General features: G+C 62.4%; 16 protein-coding genes. 8 read left to right on the top strand and 8 right to left on the bottom strand.

Going from position 1 to position 18579, the window contains the following annotated elements; genetic code table 11:
• The first annotated feature begins 3 nt into the window (after positions 1–3).
• A complete protein-coding gene (locus tag ACJRW5_RS06175) occupies positions 4–195 on the top strand; it encodes a YnbE family lipoprotein (RefSeq protein WP_484569654.1) in 192 nt (63 codons plus the stop codon).
• 84 nt (positions 196–279) lie between these two features.
• Positions 280–618 carry a YdbL family probable chaperone protein gene (locus tag ACJRW5_RS06170; protein WP_484569653.1) on the top strand — a complete coding sequence of 113 codons (339 nt, stop codon included), beginning with the start codon at positions 280–282 and terminating at the stop codon, positions 616–618.
• Positions 619–690: 72 nt separating this feature from the next.
• Here ACJRW5_RS06170 and grxD read toward each other — a convergent pair whose 3' ends face one another.
• Both grxD and ACJRW5_RS06160 read right to left on the bottom strand, forming a co-directional pair.
• Positions 691–1017 carry a Grx4 family monothiol glutaredoxin gene (gene grxD, locus ACJRW5_RS06165; protein WP_484569652.1) on the bottom strand — a complete coding sequence of 109 codons (327 nt, stop codon included), beginning with the start codon at positions 1015–1017 and terminating at the stop codon, positions 691–693.
• Between the two features lie 128 nt (positions 1018–1145).
• Positions 1146–3251 (bottom strand): molybdopterin oxidoreductase family protein, encoded by a 2106-nt coding sequence (locus ACJRW5_RS06160; RefSeq protein WP_484569651.1) that lies wholly within the window; start codon positions 3249–3251, stop codon positions 1146–1148.
• 381 nt (positions 3252–3632) lie between these two features.
• On the opposite strand from ACJRW5_RS06160, the gene argF reads away from it, so the two are divergent.
• Positions 3633–4553: an ornithine carbamoyltransferase gene (gene argF / locus ACJRW5_RS06155; RefSeq protein ID WP_484569650.1), complete on the top strand. Its 921-nt coding sequence runs from the start codon at positions 3633–3635 to the stop codon at positions 4551–4553.
• Complete coding sequence (locus tag ACJRW5_RS06150; RefSeq protein WP_484569649.1) at positions 4550–5656, top strand: ABC transporter ATP-binding protein; 1107 nt, start codon at positions 4550–4552, stop codon at positions 5654–5656. The genes argF and ACJRW5_RS06150 overlap by 4 nt, the downstream gene beginning before the upstream one ends.
• A gap of 1 nt (position 5657) precedes the next feature.
• On the opposite strand, the gene ACJRW5_RS06145 is transcribed toward ACJRW5_RS06150, so the two are convergent.
• From ACJRW5_RS06145 to ybaK, 3 genes are all read right to left on the bottom strand, one after another.
• Complete coding sequence (locus tag ACJRW5_RS06145; RefSeq protein ID WP_484569648.1) at positions 5658–6464, bottom strand: PhzF family phenazine biosynthesis protein; 807 nt, start codon at positions 6462–6464, stop codon at positions 5658–5660.
• A gap of 181 nt (positions 6465–6645) precedes the next feature.
• Entirely contained in the window at positions 6646–8133 is a 1488-nt protein-coding gene (gene glpK, locus ACJRW5_RS06140; protein WP_484569647.1) for a glycerol kinase GlpK, read from the bottom strand.
• Positions 8134–8219: 86 nt separating this feature from the next.
• On the bottom strand, positions 8220–8690 hold the full coding sequence (gene ybaK / locus ACJRW5_RS06135) for a Cys-tRNA(Pro) deacylase (protein ID WP_484569646.1): 471 nt from the start codon (positions 8688–8690) through the stop codon (positions 8220–8222).
• Between the two features lie 98 nt (positions 8691–8788).
• Between ybaK and ACJRW5_RS06130 the strand changes: the two genes are divergently transcribed.
• The 3 genes from ACJRW5_RS06130 to bfr all read left to right on the top strand — a co-directional run bounded on the left by ACJRW5_RS06130 (position 8789) and on the right by bfr (position 11963).
• Entirely contained in the window at positions 8789–9547 is a 759-nt protein-coding gene (locus ACJRW5_RS06130; protein ID WP_484569645.1) for a DeoR/GlpR family DNA-binding transcription regulator, read from the top strand.
• Positions 9548–9692: 145 nt separating this feature from the next.
• Positions 9693–11222, top strand: a complete 1530-nt coding sequence (gene glpD, locus ACJRW5_RS06125) for a glycerol-3-phosphate dehydrogenase (protein ID WP_484569644.1) — start codon at positions 9693–9695, stop codon at positions 11220–11222.
• 270 nt (positions 11223–11492) lie between these two features.
• Entirely contained in the window at positions 11493–11963 is a 471-nt protein-coding gene (gene bfr / locus ACJRW5_RS06120) for a bacterioferritin (RefSeq protein WP_003462607.1), read from the top strand.
• A 73-nt stretch (positions 11964–12036) separates the two neighbouring features.
• Here the strand turns inward: bfr and ACJRW5_RS06115 are convergent, their stop codons facing one another.
• The 3 genes from ACJRW5_RS06115 to ACJRW5_RS06105 form a co-directional block, all read right to left on the bottom strand.
• Positions 12037–13347 (bottom strand): MFS transporter, encoded by a 1311-nt coding sequence (locus tag ACJRW5_RS06115; RefSeq protein WP_484569643.1) that lies wholly within the window; start codon positions 13345–13347, stop codon positions 12037–12039.
• 101 nt (positions 13348–13448) lie between these two features.
• On the bottom strand, positions 13449–16523 hold the full coding sequence (locus ACJRW5_RS06110; protein WP_484569642.1) for an efflux RND transporter permease subunit: 3075 nt from the start codon (positions 16521–16523) through the stop codon (positions 13449–13451).
• Positions 16524–16528: 5 nt separating this feature from the next.
• Positions 16529–17632, bottom strand: a complete 1104-nt coding sequence (locus tag ACJRW5_RS06105; RefSeq protein WP_484569641.1) for an efflux RND transporter periplasmic adaptor subunit — start codon at positions 17630–17632, stop codon at positions 16529–16531.
• 226 nt (positions 17633–17858) lie between these two features.
• Here ACJRW5_RS06105 and ACJRW5_RS06100 point away from each other — a divergent pair, with 226 nt between their 5' ends.
• On the top strand, positions 17859–18509 hold the full coding sequence (locus ACJRW5_RS06100; protein ID WP_484569640.1) for a TetR/AcrR family transcriptional regulator: 651 nt from the start codon (positions 17859–17861) through the stop codon (positions 18507–18509).
• Positions 18510–18579 lie beyond the last annotated feature (70 nt).

Raw genomic sequence — 18579 nt, 5'->3', positions numbered from 1 at the left:
GCCATGCACGTATATCGCCTCCTCGCCGTCCTGAGTATTGGACTGCTGTGCCAGGCTTGCACGCCGACGGTGCAACTGGCCATGCCCAACGAGCCGATCAACATCAACCTGAACGTCAAGGTCGAGCACGAAATCTATATCAAGGTGGACAAGGCACTGGACAATGTCTTCAACGAGGACAGCGGTCTGTTCTGAGGATGTTTCGCTACTGCCGTAGCACCTGAATTGCCGACTACGCGGAGCTCCCGGTACAACGGCGCTTGCGCAAGGAGATACATGATGATTCGATACCTTTCGACCCTGCTGCTGGCATTGACCCTGAGCCTGCCGGCCTACGCCCTGACCCTCAATCAGGCGATGAGCGCCCTGGGCGACGCCAAGGCCAGCGGCCAGCTGGGCGAGCAGCCCAATGGCTATCTCGGCGTGGTCAAGTCCGCCGGCCAGGCCGACGAGATTGCCCGCCTGATCAATCAAGCGCGCCGCGCCGAGTACCAGAAAGTGGCGCAGGACAATGGCATCAGCCTGAGCGATGTGGAAGCCATCGCCGGCAAGAAGGCCATCGACCGCACACCCAAAGGCCAATTCATCCAGCTCGGCGGCCAGTGGGTGCAGAAGTAGAAAGCGCCCGACAGAGGCCAAAACGCAAAGAACCCGCCGAGGCGGGTTCTTTTTTGTCTGCAGTTGTAGCGATCAGGCGCCGGCTTTGGTCACGGCGTCCTTGATCAGGGTCTGCAGCTCGCCCTTCTCGAACATCTCGGTGAGGATGTCGCTACCGCCGACCAGCTCGCCGCCCACCCACAGCTGCGGGAAAGTCGGCCAGTTGGCGTACTTCGGCAGATTGGCGCGGATTTCCGGGTTCTGCAGGATGTCGACGTAGGCGAACTTCTCGCCGCAACCCATCACCACCTGCGAAGCGCGGGCGGAGAAGCCACACTGCGGGGCATTGGGCGAGCCTTTCATGTACAGCAGAACGGTGTTGTTGGCGATCTGCTCTTTGATGGTTTCGATGATATCCATGGGGCACCTCAGCATAGACTTTGCGACCCGACGGTCGCCACGGTGGCGCGATTGTAGCGAAAAACCGAGCATAATGCTCGGCCTTGCCGTCGCCACATTGCCTCAATACGACCCGATATCGCATTCAGCTACGCGGCCACCACCTCTACTGGTACACCATTGAGCACGGCATTGCCCGACAGCGCGTCGAGCTGGCGCTCGTCGGTCAAGTCGTTGGCACTGGCCCCCGGCTGGGCACGGGCAATGTCCATCTGCACCCCTGGCCGCGCATGGCCCCAGCCATGCGGCAGACTGACCACACCGGCCATGACCTCGTCACTCGCAGCCACCTCCACTACGATGCTGCCGACGCGCGAGCGCACCTGCACCCGCTGACCGTCTGCCAGGCCACGACTGGCCAGGTCCTGCGGGTTCATCAACAACTGATGACGCGGTTTGCCCTTCACCAGGCGATGGTAGTTGTGCATCCAGGAATTGTTGCTGCGCACATGGCGCCGGCCGATCAGCAGCAGTTCATGAGCAGAGGCTTGCTCCCCGGCGAAACGTTGCAGATCCGCCAGCAGCACATCAGGTGCGGCCTGCACACGCTTTTCAGGCGTTTTCAGGCGCGCTGCCAGGTTCGGCCGCAGCGCTCCCAGATCCAGCCCGTGGGGATGCTTGCGCAACGTGCCCAGATCGAGCTTCTGCTCGCTACGTTCACCGTACGGACCGAAACGCAGCCCCATGTCGATCATCTGCTCAGGAGCCAGGGTCGGCTTCAGCTCCACGGTATTGCGCGCGGCGAAGGCCCTGGCCAGGCCGACAAAGATTTCCCAGTCGTGCAAGGCGCCCTCCGGCTTGGCCAGGATCGCCTCGTTGAAGCGCGTGACGTTGCGTACAGCGAATACATTGAAGGTGGTGTCGTAGTGATCGTGCTCCAGCGGCGCAGTGGGCGGCAGAATCAGGTCGGCGTAGCGCGTGGTCTCATTAATGTATAAATCCACGGCGAGCATGAAATCCAGCCCGTCGAGGGCCTGCTCCAGCTGCCGGCCATTCGGCGTGGACAACACGGGATTACCGGCCACGGTCACCAGTGCGCGAATTTGCCCTTCCCCCTCGGTGAGCATCTCCTCGGCCAGCGCCGAAACAGGTAGCTCGCCGCCATATTCGGGAAGCCCGGAAACGCGGCTGCGCCAACGATTGAAATGGCCGCCGGAGGTGCTCGCCACCAGGTCCACGGCAGGCGTGGTACAGAGCGCGCCGCCCACCTGATCGAGGTTGCCGGTAACCAGATTGATCAGCTGCACCAGCCACTGACAGAGCGTTCCGAACGCCTGCGTCGACACGCCCATGCGGCCGTAGCAGACGGCGCGCTCGGCAGAGGCGAAGTCACGTGCCAGTTGGCGAATGGTTGACGCCGGCACCCCGCAGCGGGCACTCATACGCTCGGCATCGAAAGCGGCGATGGCTGCACGCACCTGCTCCAGCCCCTCGACCGGCAGATGACTGCCACGCGTCAGCCCCTCCTCGAACAGGGTATTGAGCAACGCCAGCAACAGCGCGGCATCACTGCCGGGGCGCACGAACAGGTGCTGATCGGCGATCGCCGCAGTCTCGCTACGCCGCGGATCGACCACCACCAGTTTGCCGCCACGTGCCTGGACCGCCTTCAGGCGCTTTTCCACATCCGGCACGGTCATGATGCTGCCGTTGGACGCCAGCGGGTTGCCGCCGAGAATCAGCATGAAATCGGTATGATCGATATCCGGAATGGGGATCAGCAGACCATGGCCATACATCAGATGGCTGGTCAGGTGATGAGGCAACTGATCGACCGACGTGGCGGAGAAGCGGTTGCGGGTTTTCAGCAACCCGAGGAAGTAGTTGCTGTGGGTCATCAGGCCGTAGTTGTGCACGCTGGGATTGCCCTGATACACGGCCACGGCGTTCTGCCCGTGCTCGGCCTGGATGGCGCTCAAACGTTCGGCAACCAGTTCGAACGCTTCGTCCCAGGCGATGGCCTGCCACTGCTCGCCGATACGGCGCATGGGCTGACGAATGCGGTCCGGGTCGTTCTGAATATCCTGCAAGGCCACGGCCTTGGGGCAGATATGGCCACGGCTGAAGCTGTCCTGAGCATCGCCCTTGATCGAGCGAATCTGCATGCTGCCGTCAGGCTGAGTTTCGGTTTCGATGGCGAGGCCGCAGATGGCCTCGCACAGGTGGCATGCACGGTAATGGAGGGACTTGGTCATGGCCTGGCCTCTTGTTCTGATCCGAGACGACCGGTCAGGTCGCAGAGCAGCACTATGGGCCGGGCACGGGAGCAGCGCCAGCAGCGTTCGTCCCGTGAATCGACCAGCATCATGCCTGCCGATTCAGTTGCGGAGCACTCGAAGACTCAGGCGCTGCTGCCGCGGATATCACTGGCGTCAGAACTTTGGCAAAAAAGGCTTGTAAAACATGATTCTGCGCCGGCACAGGTGGCAACTTGCGCCGTCTCGTCATTTCCTTATAGGATCGCGCCTTCCCCTGTTTCGTCGCATCCTGCGGCCTCCCGCCGCAAGCTCTGCTGTTTTTGTCGGTTTTGTCACCGCGCACAGGCTTGCGAACTGTAGTGATAAAGGTAGTTAACGATGAGCGTCAGACACTTCCTCTCGATGATGGATTACACACCGGCCGAACTGGTGGGCCTGATCCGCCGAGGCATCGAGCTGAAGGACCTGCGCAATCGCGGCGTACTGTTCGAGCCGCTGAAGAATCGCGTCCTCGGCATGATCTTCGAGAAAGCCTCGACCCGTACCCGCCTGTCGTTCGAAGCCGGCATGATCCAGCTTGGCGGCCAGGCCATCTTTCTCTCGCCGCGCGACACCCAGCTCGGTCGCGGTGAGCCGATCGGCGATGCCGCCATCGTCATGTCGAGCATGCTCGATGCGGTGATGATTCGGACCTTCGCCCACAGCAACCTCACCGAATTCGCGGCCAAGTCGAAGGTGCCGGTGATCAACGGCCTGTCCGATGACCTGCACCCCTGCCAACTGCTCGCCGACATGCAGACCTACCTCGAGCACCGCGGCAGTATTGCCGGCAAGACGGTGGCCTGGATTGGCGACGGCAACAACATGTGCAACTCCTACATCGAGGCGGCGATCCAGTTCGACTTCCAGTTGAAGGTCGCCTGCCCGCAGGGTTACGAGCCTGACGCCCGCTTCCTCGCCCTGGCAGGCGATCGCGTGCAGGTCGTGCGTGACCCACGTGAAGCCGTGGCCGGCGCCCACCTGGTGAGTACCGATGTATGGGCTTCGATGGGCCAGGAAGACGAAGCCGAACAACGCATGGCGTTGTTCCGCCCCTATCAGGTTACCCCGGAACTGCTCGCCGGCTCGGCCGAAGATGTGCTGTTCATGCACTGCCTGCCGGCTCACCGTGGTGAAGAGATCAGCCTCGACATGCTCGACGACAAACGTTCGGTTGCCTGGGACCAGGCCGAAAACCGCCTGCACGCACAGAAAGCGCTGCTGGAAATGCTGGTCGAGCCGGCCTATCACCACGCATGAACCAGCCTCTGCTGCAGCTACGCGGACTGAACTGCGGCTACCACTCGCACAAGGTGGTGCAGGATCTCGACCTGCACCTCAACGCCGGTGATATCGGTTGCCTGCTCGGCCCGTCCGGCTGCGGCAAGACCACGACCCTGCGCGCCATCGCCGGTTTCGAACCGGTACTCGAAGGTGAAATAGAACTGGCGGGGAAGCTGATCTCGCGCGCCGGCTTCACCCTGGCACCGGAGAAACGCCGTATCGGCATGGTGTTCCAAGACTATGCCCTGTTCCCCCATCTGAGCGTGGCGGAAAACGTCGCCTTCGGCATTCGCAAGCAGCCCAACGCCGAGCGCGTCACCCAAGAATTGCTGGCGCTGGTCAAGCTCGGCCACCTCGCCAAGCGCTACCCGCACGAACTGTCCGGCGGTCAGCAGCAGCGCGTCGCCCTGGCCCGCGCACTGGCACCTGAGCCGCAGTTGCTGCTGCTCGACGAGCCGTTCTCCAACCTCGATGGCGAACTGCGCAGACGCCTCAGCCATGAGGTGCGCGAGATTCTCAAGGCACGCGGCACCAGCGCCATTCTGGTCACCCACGATCAGGAAGAGGCCTTCGCCGTCAGCGACCATGTCGGCGTATTCAAGGATGGTCGTTTGGAGCAATGGGACACGCCCTTCAACCTCTACCATGAGCCGCTGACGCCTTTCGTCGCCAGCTTCATCGGCCAGGGCTACTTCATCCGCGGCCAGTTGCTCAGCCCGGACGCCGTGCAGACCGAACTAGGGCTGATCCGCGGCAACCGTGCCTATACCTGGGCTCAAGGCAGCGCAGTCGACGTGCTGCTGCGCCCGGACGATATCGTGCCGGACGAGGACAGCGCGCTGAAAGCACGCATCGTCGGCAAGACCTTCCTTGGCGCCGCGACGCTCTACCGTCTGCAACTGCCAACCGGCAGCCAGCTGGAGTCGATCTTTCCCAGCCACGCCGACCATCGGCAAGGCGACGAGGTGGGCATTCGCGTCGCTGCCGACCACCTGGTGGCGTTCCCGGCCCTGGGCAGCGTCGCGGCGCAGCTGCAACTGAGCGACTCCCCCGGCGTCCGTCGGGTCAGCAGCGACTGAATCAGGTCATCAGTTGGCCAGTGGCGATATGCCGCGCATGGCCGGCAATCTTCACCCGCTCGCCCTGCAGACTGCAGAGCAGCTCTCCGCCCCGCGCCGAACACTGAAAGGCGCTCAGCGTCACACGTCCAAGGCGCTCGACCCAGTAAGGCATGAGGATACAGTGCGTCGACCCGGTAACCGGATCCTCATCGATACCGATACTCGGCGCGAAGTAGCGCGAAACGAAATCATGCTGCTGCCCGGCGCCAGTAACCAGTACGCCGAGCCCCGGCAATGTGGCCAGCGCGGCCAGGTCAGGCTGCAGATTGCGCACGTCGCGTTCACCGCCCAGCACCACCATCAGCTCCTGCACGCTGCCATCGACGTTGCGTAGTGCCAACACCTGCTCCAACTCGACCCCGAGGGCAGTGCGCGCCTGATCATGCAGGTCCTGCGTCACGCTCTCAGCGCGGCGCACGGGAAAGTCCAGCTGCAGACGCTCGCCCAGCCTGGAAACCTGCAAGGCACCGGAAATGCAGGTGAAGTGCAGGGCCTCGGCGGGCTCCCGATAGATATCGAACAGCACTTTGGCAGCAGCCAGCGTGGCGTGACCGCAGAGCGGCACCTCGCTGGTTGGCGTGAACCAGCGAATGTGCCAGGCCTCCCCTTCTTTGACCATGAAAGCGGTTTCCGCCAGGTTGTGCTCGGCGGCGATGCGCTGCATCAGCTCTTCATCGAGCCAGGTATCGAGGCGGTAGACGATGGCCGGGTTACCGGCGAAAGGCTGATCGGTAAAGGCATCGACTTGATGGAACTCGAGAGGCATGCTGCATTCCTGGGCAGATGAGAGCCGCCAGCATGCCTTCGCCAAGCAAGCGGCAACAGATACAGTTGCTGTTTTCCAGATGATCGTTCCCTGTCCGCAGGAACGGCTGAGCGGCATTGCGCTTCAACCGCGAAGCCAAGGTTATTCGCGGCTGAAGTCGCTCCTACGATTCTGGAAAGCGTCAGGGCTCGCTGCGCACGCGCTTCACCGCATCCAGCCAGCCGGCGTAGAGTCGCTCACGCTGCTCTTCACTCATGCGCGGCTCGAAGCGCTGCTGGCGATGCCAGTGGCTGGCGATCGCCTTCAGGTCGCTGTAAATGCCGAGTTTCAGGCCAGCCAGGTAAGCGACACCGAGCGCAGTGGTTTCGGTGACCTCGGGACGCTCGACACTGACACCGAGAATATCGGCGAGAAACTGCATGACCCAGTTGTTCTCCACCATGCCACCGTCGACACGCAACGCACTGGGCGCTGCAGCGCCATCCTGACGCATGGCTTCGAGCAGGTCGCAGGTCTGGTAGCACACCGACTGCAGGCCAGCGGTGACGATCTCCTTGATCCCGGTATCCCGGGTCAGACCGAAGATAGCGCCACGCGCCTTGGGGTCCCAGTACGGCGCACCCAACCCGGTGAAGGCCGGCACCAGATAGACGCCGCAGGCATCACCGGTAGCCTCGGCCAGGGCTTCGCTGTCACGCGCATGACTGATCAGCTTGATGCCGTCGCGCAACCACTGCACAGCGGCACCGGCGACGAAGATGCTGCCCTCTACCGCATAGGTCACCTTGCCATCGAGGCGGTAGCCGACGGTGGTGAGCAGACGATTCTTCGAGCTGACCGGCTGCTCGCCAGTGTTCTGGATCATGAAGCAGCCGGTGCCATAGGTGCTCTTGACCATGCCGGGCTCGAAGCAGGCCTGACCGATCAGTGCCGCCTGCTGGTCACCGGCCATGCCCAATACCGGAATGCTGCTACCGAGCAGTTCAGCCTCGGTGTGGCCGAAGTCCGCCGCACAGTCGAGCACCTCCGGCAGCATGCTGGCAGGAATGCCGAACAGCTCCAGCAGTTGCTCGTCCCAGCATTGCTCATGAATATTGAACATCAGCGTGCGCGAGGCGTTGCTGGCATCGGTGCGGTGCACCTTGCCGCCAGTCAGATGCCACAGCAGGAAGCTGTCGACCGTGCCGAAACGCAGCTCACCGCGCGCAGCCCGCTCCTGTGCCCCCGGCACGTTCTGCAGAATCCAGCGCAGCTTGGTGGCGGAGAAATAGGGATCGATCAGCAGGCCTGTCCTGGCCGACACCATCGCTTCGCGCCCCTCATCCTTGAGGCCGGCACAATAGTCGGCGGTACGGCGGTCCTGCCAGACGATGGCCGGGTAAATCGGCTTGCCCGTCTCGGCTTCCCACACCAGCGTGGTTTCACGCTGATTGGTGATACCGATAGCGGCAATCTGCTCACTGCCCAGGTCACTCTCGGCGATGGCCTTGCGACAAACCTCGAGCGTCGATGACCAGATTTCCTCGCCGTCGTGCTCGACCCAACCATCCTGAGGGAAGTACTGCCTGAACTCCTGCTGGGCACGTGCAACCGGCACGCCCTCGGCACTGAAAATGATCGCACGAGAACTGGTGGTGCCTTGGTCGATGGCGAGCAGGTATTGAGACATGGGCGGTTCCTTGTTGTTATCGCTGAAATTCGCAGCGGTTGACCGCGCAACCGCACCTTGTGTTCATGGCCTGGCGGCAAGGCGCGTCAGGCTTTGCCGATAGCGGCGAAATGTCCCTGAGTATGCCGCGCCAGGGTATCGGCCGAGAGCTCCAGCTCCAGACCGCGCCGGCCGCCACTGACGTGAATGGTGGCATGCTGACGGGCCGACTCGTCGATGAAGGTCCGCAGGCGTTTCTTCTGCCCCAGCGGGCTGATGCCACCGACCAGGTAGCCTGTGGCGCGCTGTGCGGCCGCCGGATCGGCCATATCGGCCTTCTTCGCGCCTGCCGCCGCGGCCAATGCCTTGAGATCGAGACTACCGGCTACCGGAACGACCGCCACCAACAATTCTCCCTTCTCGGTAGCCGCCAACAACGTCTTGAACACCCGCTCGGGTTCGAGGCCAAGCTTCTCTGCCGCCTCCAGCCCGTAAGACGCAGACTTGGGGTCATGCTGATAGCTATGCACATGATGCTCGGCCTTGGCCTTTTTCAACAGATCGATCGCTGGGGTCATGTTCGAATGTGAAAACGCAATGAAAGATGCCTTACATTAGCAGGCTCAAATCCCCGCTAGCTACAGCCTATAATGAGTGACCATCACAGGAAGCGCTCATGAATCTCGCTCCCCGCCAGCACGACATCCTCAACCTTGCCCGTGAACGCGGCTACGTCAGCATCGACGAACTGGCCCAGGCGTTCGCCGTGACCCCGCAGACCATTCGCCGCGATATCAACCAACTGGCCGAACACGGCCTGCTGCGCCGCACCCATGGTGGCGCTGCCTGTGAATCGTCGAGCATCCAGAACACCGCCTATGGCATGCGCGCCGGCCAGATGCGCGAGGAGAAGCAACGGATTGCCGAAGCCGTGGCCGCGCAGATACCAGACCACGCTTCATTGTTCATCAACATCGGCACCACCACCGAGGCCATCGCACGCGAACTGCAGAATCACAAGGGCCTGAAGATCATCACCAACAACCTGCACGTTGCCGCCCTGCTCAGCGCCAAGGCCGACTTCGAGGTATTGGTGGCCGGCGGCACCGTACGCAGCGATGGCGGTATCGTCGGCCAGGCTGCGGTGGATTTCATCCAGCAGTTCAAGGTCGACTACGCCATCGTCGGCATCAGCGGCATCGACGATGACGGTAGCCTGCTCGACTTCGACTACCAGGAAGTCCGTGTCTCCCAGGCCATCATCGACAACGCCCGCCAGGTGTTCCTCGCCGCCGACTCGAGCAAGTTCGGTCGCAATGCCGTGGTACGCCTTGGCTCGCTCGCGCTGGTCAATCGCGTCTTCACCGACAGCGCCCCTTCTGCCGCCATAGCCCGCCTGTTGCACAGCCACAAAGTTCAGCTCGACCTGGTCTGACACCCGACAGTCAGACCTCCACTTTCCATGAGTCGACCACTCGGCGCATCAGCGCGTGTCGGGGTAGCGAAGTCGCGCATGTTCGTCTAGCATATTTTCGAAAGTGAACATACACACATTCGAATTCAATAGCCGAGCGTGCCCCATGCCCCACGATCAGTTCGCCAGCCCCGTTGCAGAAGTCTATGACCTCGCCGTCGTTGGTGGCGGTATCAATGGCGTGGGTATCGCCGCCGACGCGGCCGGTCGTGGTCTGTCGGTGTTCCTTTGCGAAAAGGATGACCTGGCCAGCCACACCTCCTCGGCCAGCAGCAAGCTGATCCATGGCGGCCTGCGTTATCTGGAACACCATGAATTCCGCCTGGTGCGCGAAGCGCTGGCCGAGCGCGAAGTGCTGCTGGCCAAGGCGCCGCATATCGTCAAGCCGATGCGCTTCATCCTGCCGCATCGCCCGCACCTGCGCCCGGCCTGGATGATCCGCGCCGGCCTGTTTCTCTACGACCACCTGGGCAAGCGCGAACGCCTGCCGGGCTCGCGCGGCCTGCGCTTCGGCGCCGGCAGTCCGCTGAAACAGGACATTGCCCGCGGTTTCGAATACTCCGACTGCTGGGTGGATGACGCGCGTCTGGTGGTACTCAACGCCATGGCCGCGCGGGAGAACGGTGCGCACATTCACCCACGCACACGCTGCGTCAGTGCCAGACGCAGCAAGGGGCTGTGGCATATCCATCTGGAGCGCGCCGACGGCAGCCTGTTCTCGATTCGCGCGCGCGGCCTGGTCAATGCCGCCGGCCCGTGGGTCGCCCGCTTCATCCGCGAAGACCTCAAGCAGCAGTCGCCCTATGGCATCCGCCTGATTCAAGGCAGCCATATCGTCGTGCCGAAGCTCTATGACGGCGAGCAGGCTTACATCCTGCAGAACGAGGATCGCCGCATCGTCTTTGCCATCCCCTATCTGGAGCGCTTCACCCTGATCGGCACCACCGACCGCGAATACCAGGGCGACCCTGCCCAGGTTGCGATCACCGCCGAGGAAACCGACTACCTGCTCAAGGTGGTCAACGACCACTTCAAGCAGCAACTGAGTCGTGACGATGTTCTGCACAGCTTCGCCGGCGTGCGCCCGCTGTGCGATGACGAATCCGATGAGCCATCGGCCATCACTCGCGATTACACCCTGTCGCTGTCCGCGGCACCGGGCGAAGCCCCCTTGCTCTCGGTATTCGGCGGCAAGCTGACCACCTATCGCAAGCTGGCGGAATCCGCCATGCAACAACTGGCGCCCTATTTCAGCAGTATTGGCCCCGCCTGGACCGCCAGCGCACCGCTGCCTGGTGGCGAACAACTGGACGACCTCGGCACGCTTGTCGAAGCACTCTGCGAACGCTATGGCTGGCTCCCGACCAGCCTGGCCAGACGTTGGGCCAGCAGCTATGGCAGCCGCACCTGGCGCCTGCTCGATGGCGTGTACAACCTGACCGACCTCGGCGAACACCTCGGAGCCGGGCTGTACGCGCTTGAGGTGGACTACCTGCGCCGCGAAGAGTGGGCGCGCAGCAGCGCCGATATCCTCTGGCGGCGGAGCAAGCTCGGCCTGTTCATGACACCGGCACAACGGACACGTTTGCAGGACTACCTGAACAGCCGCAGCCCTAATTCAGCCAACGCCGCCTGATATTTCGCGTGCCCGATGCCCCGCTCTGCGGGGCTTTTTCATATGGGCCGAAAAAATATTGCAGTCTCTTGCTTGCGCTAAATAACTGCAAAGGAACTTAGGGCAAATTTTTTATTGCGTTAATTCAATAACTTGGCGCCATGATGCGGAATAAAAACATTCTTATTCAGTTTAATTTTTACTTATGTTTCAAGAACTTAGGTTTGACATGCGCTAAAACGAGGCAGAAAATTCAGCGCTGTCACGGTCATTGAAACAGCAGGAGCAGACATGAAAGGCGACAAGAAGGTCATTCAACACCTGAACAAGATTCTTGGTAACGAACTGGTCGCCATCAACCAGTACTTCCTGCATGCCCGCATGTATGAAGACTGGGGCTTGAAGAAACTCGGCGAGCACGAGTACCACGAGTCCATCGACGAGATGAAGCACGCCGACAAGCTGATCAAGCGCATTCTGTTCCTCGAAGGCATTCCCAACCTGCAGGACCTGGGCAAGATCCTGATCGGTGAGAACACCAAGGAAATGCTCGAGTGCGACCTGAAGATCGAGCACAAGGCGCACGGCGATCTCAAGGCCGCCATCGCTTACTGCGAAAGCATCGGCGACTACGCCAGCCGCGAGCTGCTGGAAGAAATCCTCTGCTCCGAGGAAGATCACATCGACTGGCTGGAAACCCAACTGAGCCTGATCGAAGCCGTCGGCCTGCAGAACTACCTGCAGTCGCAGATGGACGAATAAGCCGTACCTGCAACAACAAAAACGGGAGCCTCGGCTCCCGTTTTTTATGCCTGGCCCGCCAGCCAGAGTGAGATCACTTCACCTGTGTCGGCTCGTCCGGCTGGCCATCGGAACGCCCTATCGTTGCGGGTGCGTCGACCAGCAGCTCTTCCGGCACTTCCTCGACACGCGGGTCGAGCGCAGCCGCCATCGGGCTCACCGTATCGGGCATCGGCACATGGCCGAGCGGTGCCTCCTCGACACGGTGCAAGCCGGTCACCCGCTTGGGCTGCACCCAGAGAATCAGCACCGCGGAATAGATCGACACCAGCATGTAGAACATTCCCGGACCGAAGTTCTGCATCATCAAGCCGGCAAGCAGTGGTCCGATACAGGCGCCAATGCCGTAGGTGGTCAGCAACATCGCCGACAAAGCCACACGCCGCGAGGGCTCGACGTGATCATTGCCCAGCGCCACGGCCAGGGGATACAGGGTGAACAGCAACATGCCGACCAGAAAACCGTTACCCAGCAGCAACCAGTAAGGCAGGCTGAACAGTCCCCACATCGGCAGCGCCGCCAGGCACAACAACAAGGCATTGCCGCGAATCAGCCGACTGCGATCGAAGCGATCGGACAACCAGCCAAGCGGCCACTGCGCACAGAAGCCGGCAATGATGGAAACCCCCACGAACATGCTGGCCTGCGCCGTATCGAGGCCGTTACGACTGGCGTAGACCGGCGCCAGGCCGTAGAACGCGCCGACCATCAGACCGGCGACGAAGATACTGCCCAGCGCCTGCGGCACCCGCTTGAAGAAAAAGCCGATTTCCAACGGTGCCGCGACCAGCTTGGCCGGATGCACACGGCGAGTGACTGCCAGCGGTATCAGGCAAGAGGCAAAACAGATCGCCACCAGTACCAGTGGTTTGTAATCCAGCGTCGGGCTCATCGCCAGCAGCCCCTGCCCCAGCACAAGCCCCAGGTCGACAGCCACCATATAGCCGGCAAACACCTTGCCGCGCATGTGGTTCTCCGACTGCTCGTTGAGCCAGCTCTCGATGACCATGTACTGGTTCATCATCACCGCGCCCATGACGAAGCGCAGTACCAGCCAGACTTCGAGGCGTTCGATCAGCACATGCAGCAGCACGATCACCGTGGCCAAACCGGCGCAGGCCACATAGGAGCGGATGTGGCCGACGCTGGCAATCAGCCTGTGGCCAAATTTGCCGCCACACACCAGGCCGAAATAGTAAGCGGCCATCAGGCCACCCACCCAGGCTTCACCGGCCCCTTGCTCGGTCAGGCGCAAGCCCATGTAAGTGCTGAACAGGCCCGAGCCGGCAAGCATGAGCAAGGTGGCGCAATACAGCGCAGGAAAGGTGACAAGCGGGCTGAACATGATGACTCCGGGCAGAGGGCACGGCGTGAGGGACGCCGCGGCGGCGCATTATCCACACCCGCCGGTTGTCTTGCCATGCCCGCTAGATGCCTGGTCAGTCTTTAGCTGCCCTCGCTCTCCCTGACCCGGAACCACGCCGCGTAGAGTGCCGGCAGGAACAGCAGGGTCAAGGCGGTGGCCACCACCAGACCGCCCATGATGGCCACAGCCATCGGCCCGAAGAACACGCTGCGTGACAGCGGAATCATTGCCAGGACCGCCGCCAGGGCCGTCAACACGATGGGGCGGAAACGCCTGACCGTCGCTTCGATGATGGCGTGCCAGCGATCCAGGCCGTGCTCGACGTCCTGCTCGATCTGGTCCACCAGAATCACCGAGTTGCGCATGATCATCCCGGCCAGAGCGATGGTGCCGAGCATGGCAACGAAGCCGAACGGCTGCTGGAAGATCAGCAGGAACAGGGTCACCCCGATCAGCCCCAGCGGTGCGGTAAGAAACACCATCGCCGAGCGCGAGAAACTCTTCAGTTGCAGCATCAGCAGGGTCAGCACCACGACGATGAACAGCGGCACACCGGCGTTCACCGAGCGCTGTCCGCGTTGCGAATCCTCCACCGTACCGCCGACCTCCAGCAGGTAACCGTCAGGCAGCTCGGCACGGATCGGCTCCAGGGTCGGCAGAATCTGCTGAGTCAGGGTCGCCGGTTGCTGCTTGCCATAGATGTCGGCACGTACAGTGACGTTGGGCAGGCGGTTGCGGTGCCAGATGATGCCTTCCTCGAAGCCGTACTCCAGGGTGGCGACCTGCGACAGCGCTACGCTACGGCCGCTGTCGGTGGGTACAGCCAGGCTCGGCAGCAGGCTCAGCGCCTTGCGCTCCTGCGGCGTACCTCGCTGCAGAATCTCGATCAGCTCGTTACCTTCACGGTATTGACTGACACTGGTACCGGATAGCGAGCCCTGCAGAAAACGCGACAGCTCGGCGGTATTGACCCCCAGTGCCCGCGCGCGGTCCTGATCGATATTGAGGATCACCACCTTGCTCGGCTCCTCCCAGTCCAGGTGCACATTGACCACATGCGGGTTCTCGCGCACCTTCTCGGCCACCTGACGCGCCAGAGCACGTACTTCGTCGATATGCTCGCCGCTAACGCGGAACTGCACCGGGTAGCCTACGGGCGGGCCGTTCTCCAGACGGCTGACGCGGCTGCGCAAGGTTGGAAACTCGTCGTTCATCACCTGAATCAGCCAGGTGCGCAGACGTTCACGCTCCTCGATGTTCGAGGCCAGCACGACGAACTGGGCAAAGCTCGCCGCCGGCAGCTGCTGATCCAGCGGCAGATAGAAACGCGGCGAACCGGTACCCACGTAGGCGACGTAGTTGTCGATACCGCTCTGCTCCTTGAGCAGCTTTTCCAGGCGATGCACTTCGGCCTCGGTGGCGCTGAGCGACGCCCCCTCCTCCAGCTTGATATCGACCATCAGCTCCAGACGCCCGGAAGCCGGGAAGAACTGCTGTGGCACGAAGCGAAACACCACCACCGAGCCAATGAACAGGGCGATGGTCAACAGGATCACCGTGACGCGATGCCGTACGCACCACTCCACCGCCGCCCGCACCCGCCGATAGAACGGCGTCGCATAGGGGTCGTGGCCGGCATCGCTGCCACCATGTTTCGCCGCATGCAGCTTGGCCAGATCCGGCAACAGCTTGTCGCCCAGGTACGGCACGAACATCACGGCGGCGATCCACGAGGCGATCAGCGAGATGGCCACCACCTGGAAGATCGAACGGGTGTACTCGCCGGTACCGGACTGCGCGGTGGCAATCGGCAGGAAGCCGGCTGCGGTGATCAGCGTGCCGGTGAGCATCGGAAACGCCGTGCTGGTCCAGGCGAAACTGGCGGCCTTGAAGCGGTCGAAGCCCTGCTCCATCTTGATCGCCATCATCTCCACCGCAATGATCGCGTCGTCCACCAGCAGGCCCAGGCCCAGCACCAGCGCGCCGAGGGAAATCTTGTGCAGGCCGATGCCCAAGTAATACATGGCGGCGAAGGTCATCGCCAGCACCAGTGGGATCACCAGCGCCACCACCAGGCCGGTACGCAGGCCCAGGGAGAAGAAACTCACCGCCAGCACGATGACCAGCGCCTCTACCAGCACCTTGACGAATTCACCGACGCCAGTCTTTACCGCCGCTGGCTGGTCCGACACCTTGCGCAGCTCCATGCCCAACGGCAGGGTCTGCTGCAGGCGGGCGAACTCGCCTTCCAGAGCCTTGCCCAGCACCAGGATATCGCCGCCGTCCTTCATCGACACCGCAATGCCAAGGGCGTCCTCGCCCATGAAACGCATGCGCGGCGCGGGCGGGTCGTTGAAGCCACGTTTGACTTCGGCCACATCGGCAATACGGAAGGTGCGGTCAGCGACGCGAATGGGAAAGTCGCGAATCTCTTCTACTGACTCGAAACGCCCAGTCACCCGCAACTGGATGCGTTCGCTGGCAGTCTCGAAGAAGCCGGCGGCGGTCACCGCATTCTGCGCTTCGAGCGCCTGCTGCACCGCCGCCAGCGGCAGGCCGAGCGTCGCCAGCTTGGTATTGGACAGCTCGATCCAGATCTTCTCGTCCTGCAGCCCAACCAGCTCGACCTTGCCGACGTCCTTGACCCGCTGCAGCTGCAGCTGAATGCGGTCGGCGTAGTCCTTGAGCACGGCGTAATCGAAACCGCTGCCGGTCAGTGCATAGATGTTGCCGAACGTGGTGCCGAACTCATCGTTGAAGAACGGCCCCTGGATGCCGGGCGGCAGCGTATGGCGGATGTCGCTGACCTTCTTGCGCACCTGGTACCACAGCTCCGGGATCTCCGCGCTGTGCATGGAATCGCGAGCCATGAAGGTGACCTGCGACTCGCCTGGGCGGGAGAAGCTGGTGATGCGTTCGTATTCACCGGTCTCCATCAGCTTCTTCTCGATGCGTTCGGTGACCTGCCGCGACACCTCTTCCGCCGTGGCGCCTGGCCAGTTGGTGCGGATCACCATGGCCTTGAAGGTGAAGGGAGGGTCCTCGCTCTGCCCCAGCTTGGTATAGGACAGCGCGCCGACGATGGCGAACAGCAACATGATGTAGAGGACGATCTGACGATGGCGCAGCGCCCAGGCCGACAGGTTGAAGCTCATGCGGCTTACTCCTTGGCGGCCAGTTCGACGTTGCGGTTGTCACGGTCCACTGGGCGTACCGTCAGGCCCTCGCGCAATACCTGTACACCGGCGGCGACGATCCAGTCGGACGCGCTCAAACCCTCCAGCACCGGTACCCGCTCGTCCCCGTAGGCCCCGATGCGCACGGCACGGCGCTGCAGCTTGTGCTCCTGCGGATCGACGACCCAGACGAACGGTTGGCCCTGCTCGGCGCTGAGCGCCGACAACGGCACCGACAGCGGTACCACGCCATTACTGGCGATGAAGACCCGTGCACTCTGCCCCAACTCAGCTGGCACCTTGCCCTCGACGAACGCCACACGCGCAGCGAAGGTGCGCGACTGCGGATCGGCAGCCGGCGCCATCTCGCGGATACGCCCGGGGAAGCGTTGATCAGGTTGCGACCAGAGCTCCACCTCCACCGCCTGACCAATCTCGAAACGACCGAAGCTCTGCTCCGGCAGACTGATGGACACCTCGCGCTCGCCATCGGCGGCCAGGGTGAAGACCGTCTGACCGGCGGCGACCACCTGCCCCACCTCGACCGAACGCCGCGCGATCACGCCATCTTGCGTGGCGCGCAGCACCGCATAGTCGGTCTGGTTACGGGCCACATCGTACTCGGCCTTGACCTGCTTCAGACGCGCGGCACCCGCACGGTACTGGTTTTCGATGTTGTCGAACTGCGAACGGCTGACCAGGTTGCGCTCGAGCAACGCCTTGTAGCGCTCGCGCTCGGCACGCACGGTCTGCAGATTGGCTTCGGCCGCCACCACCTGAGCGCGGGTTGCCTCCAGTTGCAGGCGCACGTCCTGCGGATCGAGCTCGGCCAGGGCCTGATCCTGCTTCACCCGATCACCAACGTCGACCATACGCTTGGCCACCTTGCCGGCGATGCGAAAGGCCAGCTCCGGTTCATAGCGCGCTCGCACCTCGCCCGGGTAGCTGTCGACCAGAGCAGTCGCCGGTTGCGGTTGCACGACCATGGCAGGGCGAGCCGACTGCTCGACCTGCTCGCCATTACCGCAGGCAGACAGAAACAGGACGAGACTCAACGAGGTAGCGAGGGGAAGGAGATGGCGAGACATGTGCAAGACCTTTCGAAGAAGGTTTCAGGACTGCCTGCAAGAGCCGCCTGCGCTGTCACCGCTGCATCGGAGACAGTGCCAGAAGCTGGTTCAAAACAGCTTCTGCGCCTGTTTCCGTCCTGCGCTGACTGTCACGCCGACGCTGCTGGAGGAACCCTTTGGAATATTTGTACTGCCGGGTATAGTAAAAATAGCAAACTCACCAGTCCAGTATTAAAATCCGCCAATGCCTGACAAGTTGTTACAACCTTCCGGCCCCGGCCGCCCCAAGGATCCCGCCAAACGCCGCGCCATACTCGACGCGGCCAAGAACCTGTTCCTGCGCAACGGCTACGACGGCAGCAGCATGGACGCCATCGCCGCCGAGGCCGGCGTGTCCAAGCTCACGGTGTACAGCCACTTCACCGACAAAGAGACGCTGTTCTCTGCAGCGATCAAGGCCAAGTGCGAGGAGCAACTGCCCGAGTTGCTGTTCGAGCTGCCGGACGACGTGCCATTCGAGAGCCGGTTGCTGGGCATCGCCAGGGGCTTTCTGGCCCTGGTCAACAGCCGGGAGTCGGTGGAAATGCACCGCATGATGATCAGCCTGGCCAGTCAGGGCTCGAAGCTGTCGCAGCTATTCTACGAAGCTGGCCCGAAACGGGTGCAGGAGGAGATGGAGGTACTGTTGCACAAGGCCGCTGAGCGCGGCCTGCTGGCGCTGGACGACCCGCGAGTGGTCGCCGATCACTTCTTCAGCCTGATCAAGGGCGGCGCGCATTTCCGCCTGCTGATCGGCTGCGGTGAACCGTTGCAGGGCACTGAAGCGGAGCATCACGTACAGGATGCGGTGCAGTTGTTCCTGCGCGCCTATGGCCCGGCCAACCGCAAATCCTGAACCTGATTAGTCACGAGCTTCAGCCGGACTGATCGAGCGCCGCTGGAGCAGCCCATCAGAATCCTGAATG

This window comes from Pseudomonas pichavaramensis, assembly GCF_050473265.1.
Classification (GTDB): Bacteria; Pseudomonadota; Gammaproteobacteria; order Pseudomonadales; family Pseudomonadaceae; genus Aquipseudomonas.
The sequence above is the reverse complement of the archived record's forward strand: the minus strand, read 5'-3'. Positions and strand labels throughout refer to the sequence as shown.

What these genes read in the sequence shown, in the direction of transcription:
- ACJRW5_RS06175 (WP_484569654.1), top strand. Translation starts at nt 4, where the DNA reads ATGCACGTATATCGCCTCCTCGCCGTCCTGAGTATTGGACTGCTGTGC.
- ACJRW5_RS06170 (WP_484569653.1), top strand. Translation starts at nt 280, where the DNA reads ATGATTCGATACCTTTCGACCCTGCTGCTGGCATTGACCCTGAGCCTG.
- grxD (WP_484569652.1), bottom strand. Translation starts at nt 1,017, where the DNA reads ATGGATATCATCGAAACCATCAAAGAGCAGATCGCCAACAACACCGTT.
- ACJRW5_RS06160 (WP_484569651.1), bottom strand. Translation starts at nt 3,251, where the DNA reads ATGACCAAGTCCCTCCATTACCGTGCATGCCACCTGTGCGAGGCCATC.
- argF (WP_484569650.1), top strand. Translation starts at nt 3,633, where the DNA reads ATGAGCGTCAGACACTTCCTCTCGATGATGGATTACACACCGGCCGAA.
- ACJRW5_RS06150 (WP_484569649.1), top strand. Translation starts at nt 4,550, where the DNA reads ATGAACCAGCCTCTGCTGCAGCTACGCGGACTGAACTGCGGCTACCAC.
- ACJRW5_RS06145 (WP_484569648.1), bottom strand. Translation starts at nt 6,464, where the DNA reads ATGCCTCTCGAGTTCCATCAAGTCGATGCCTTTACCGATCAGCCTTTC.
- glpK (WP_484569647.1), bottom strand. Translation starts at nt 8,133, where the DNA reads ATGTCTCAATACCTGCTCGCCATCGACCAAGGCACCACCAGTTCTCGT.
- ybaK (WP_484569646.1), bottom strand. Translation starts at nt 8,690, where the DNA reads ATGACCCCAGCGATCGATCTGTTGAAAAAGGCCAAGGCCGAGCATCAT.
- ACJRW5_RS06130 (WP_484569645.1), top strand. Translation starts at nt 8,789, where the DNA reads ATGAATCTCGCTCCCCGCCAGCACGACATCCTCAACCTTGCCCGTGAA.
- glpD (WP_484569644.1), top strand. Translation starts at nt 9,693, where the DNA reads ATGCCCCACGATCAGTTCGCCAGCCCCGTTGCAGAAGTCTATGACCTC.
- bfr (WP_003462607.1), top strand. Translation starts at nt 11,493, where the DNA reads ATGAAAGGCGACAAGAAGGTCATTCAACACCTGAACAAGATTCTTGGT.
- ACJRW5_RS06115 (WP_484569643.1), bottom strand. Translation starts at nt 13,347, where the DNA reads ATGTTCAGCCCGCTTGTCACCTTTCCTGCGCTGTATTGCGCCACCTTG.
- ACJRW5_RS06110 (WP_484569642.1), bottom strand. Translation starts at nt 16,523, where the DNA reads ATGAGCTTCAACCTGTCGGCCTGGGCGCTGCGCCATCGTCAGATCGTC.
- ACJRW5_RS06105 (WP_484569641.1), bottom strand. Translation starts at nt 17,632, where the DNA reads ATGTCTCGCCATCTCCTTCCCCTCGCTACCTCGTTGAGTCTCGTCCTG.
- ACJRW5_RS06100 (WP_484569640.1), top strand. Translation starts at nt 17,859, where the DNA reads ATGCCTGACAAGTTGTTACAACCTTCCGGCCCCGGCCGCCCCAAGGAT.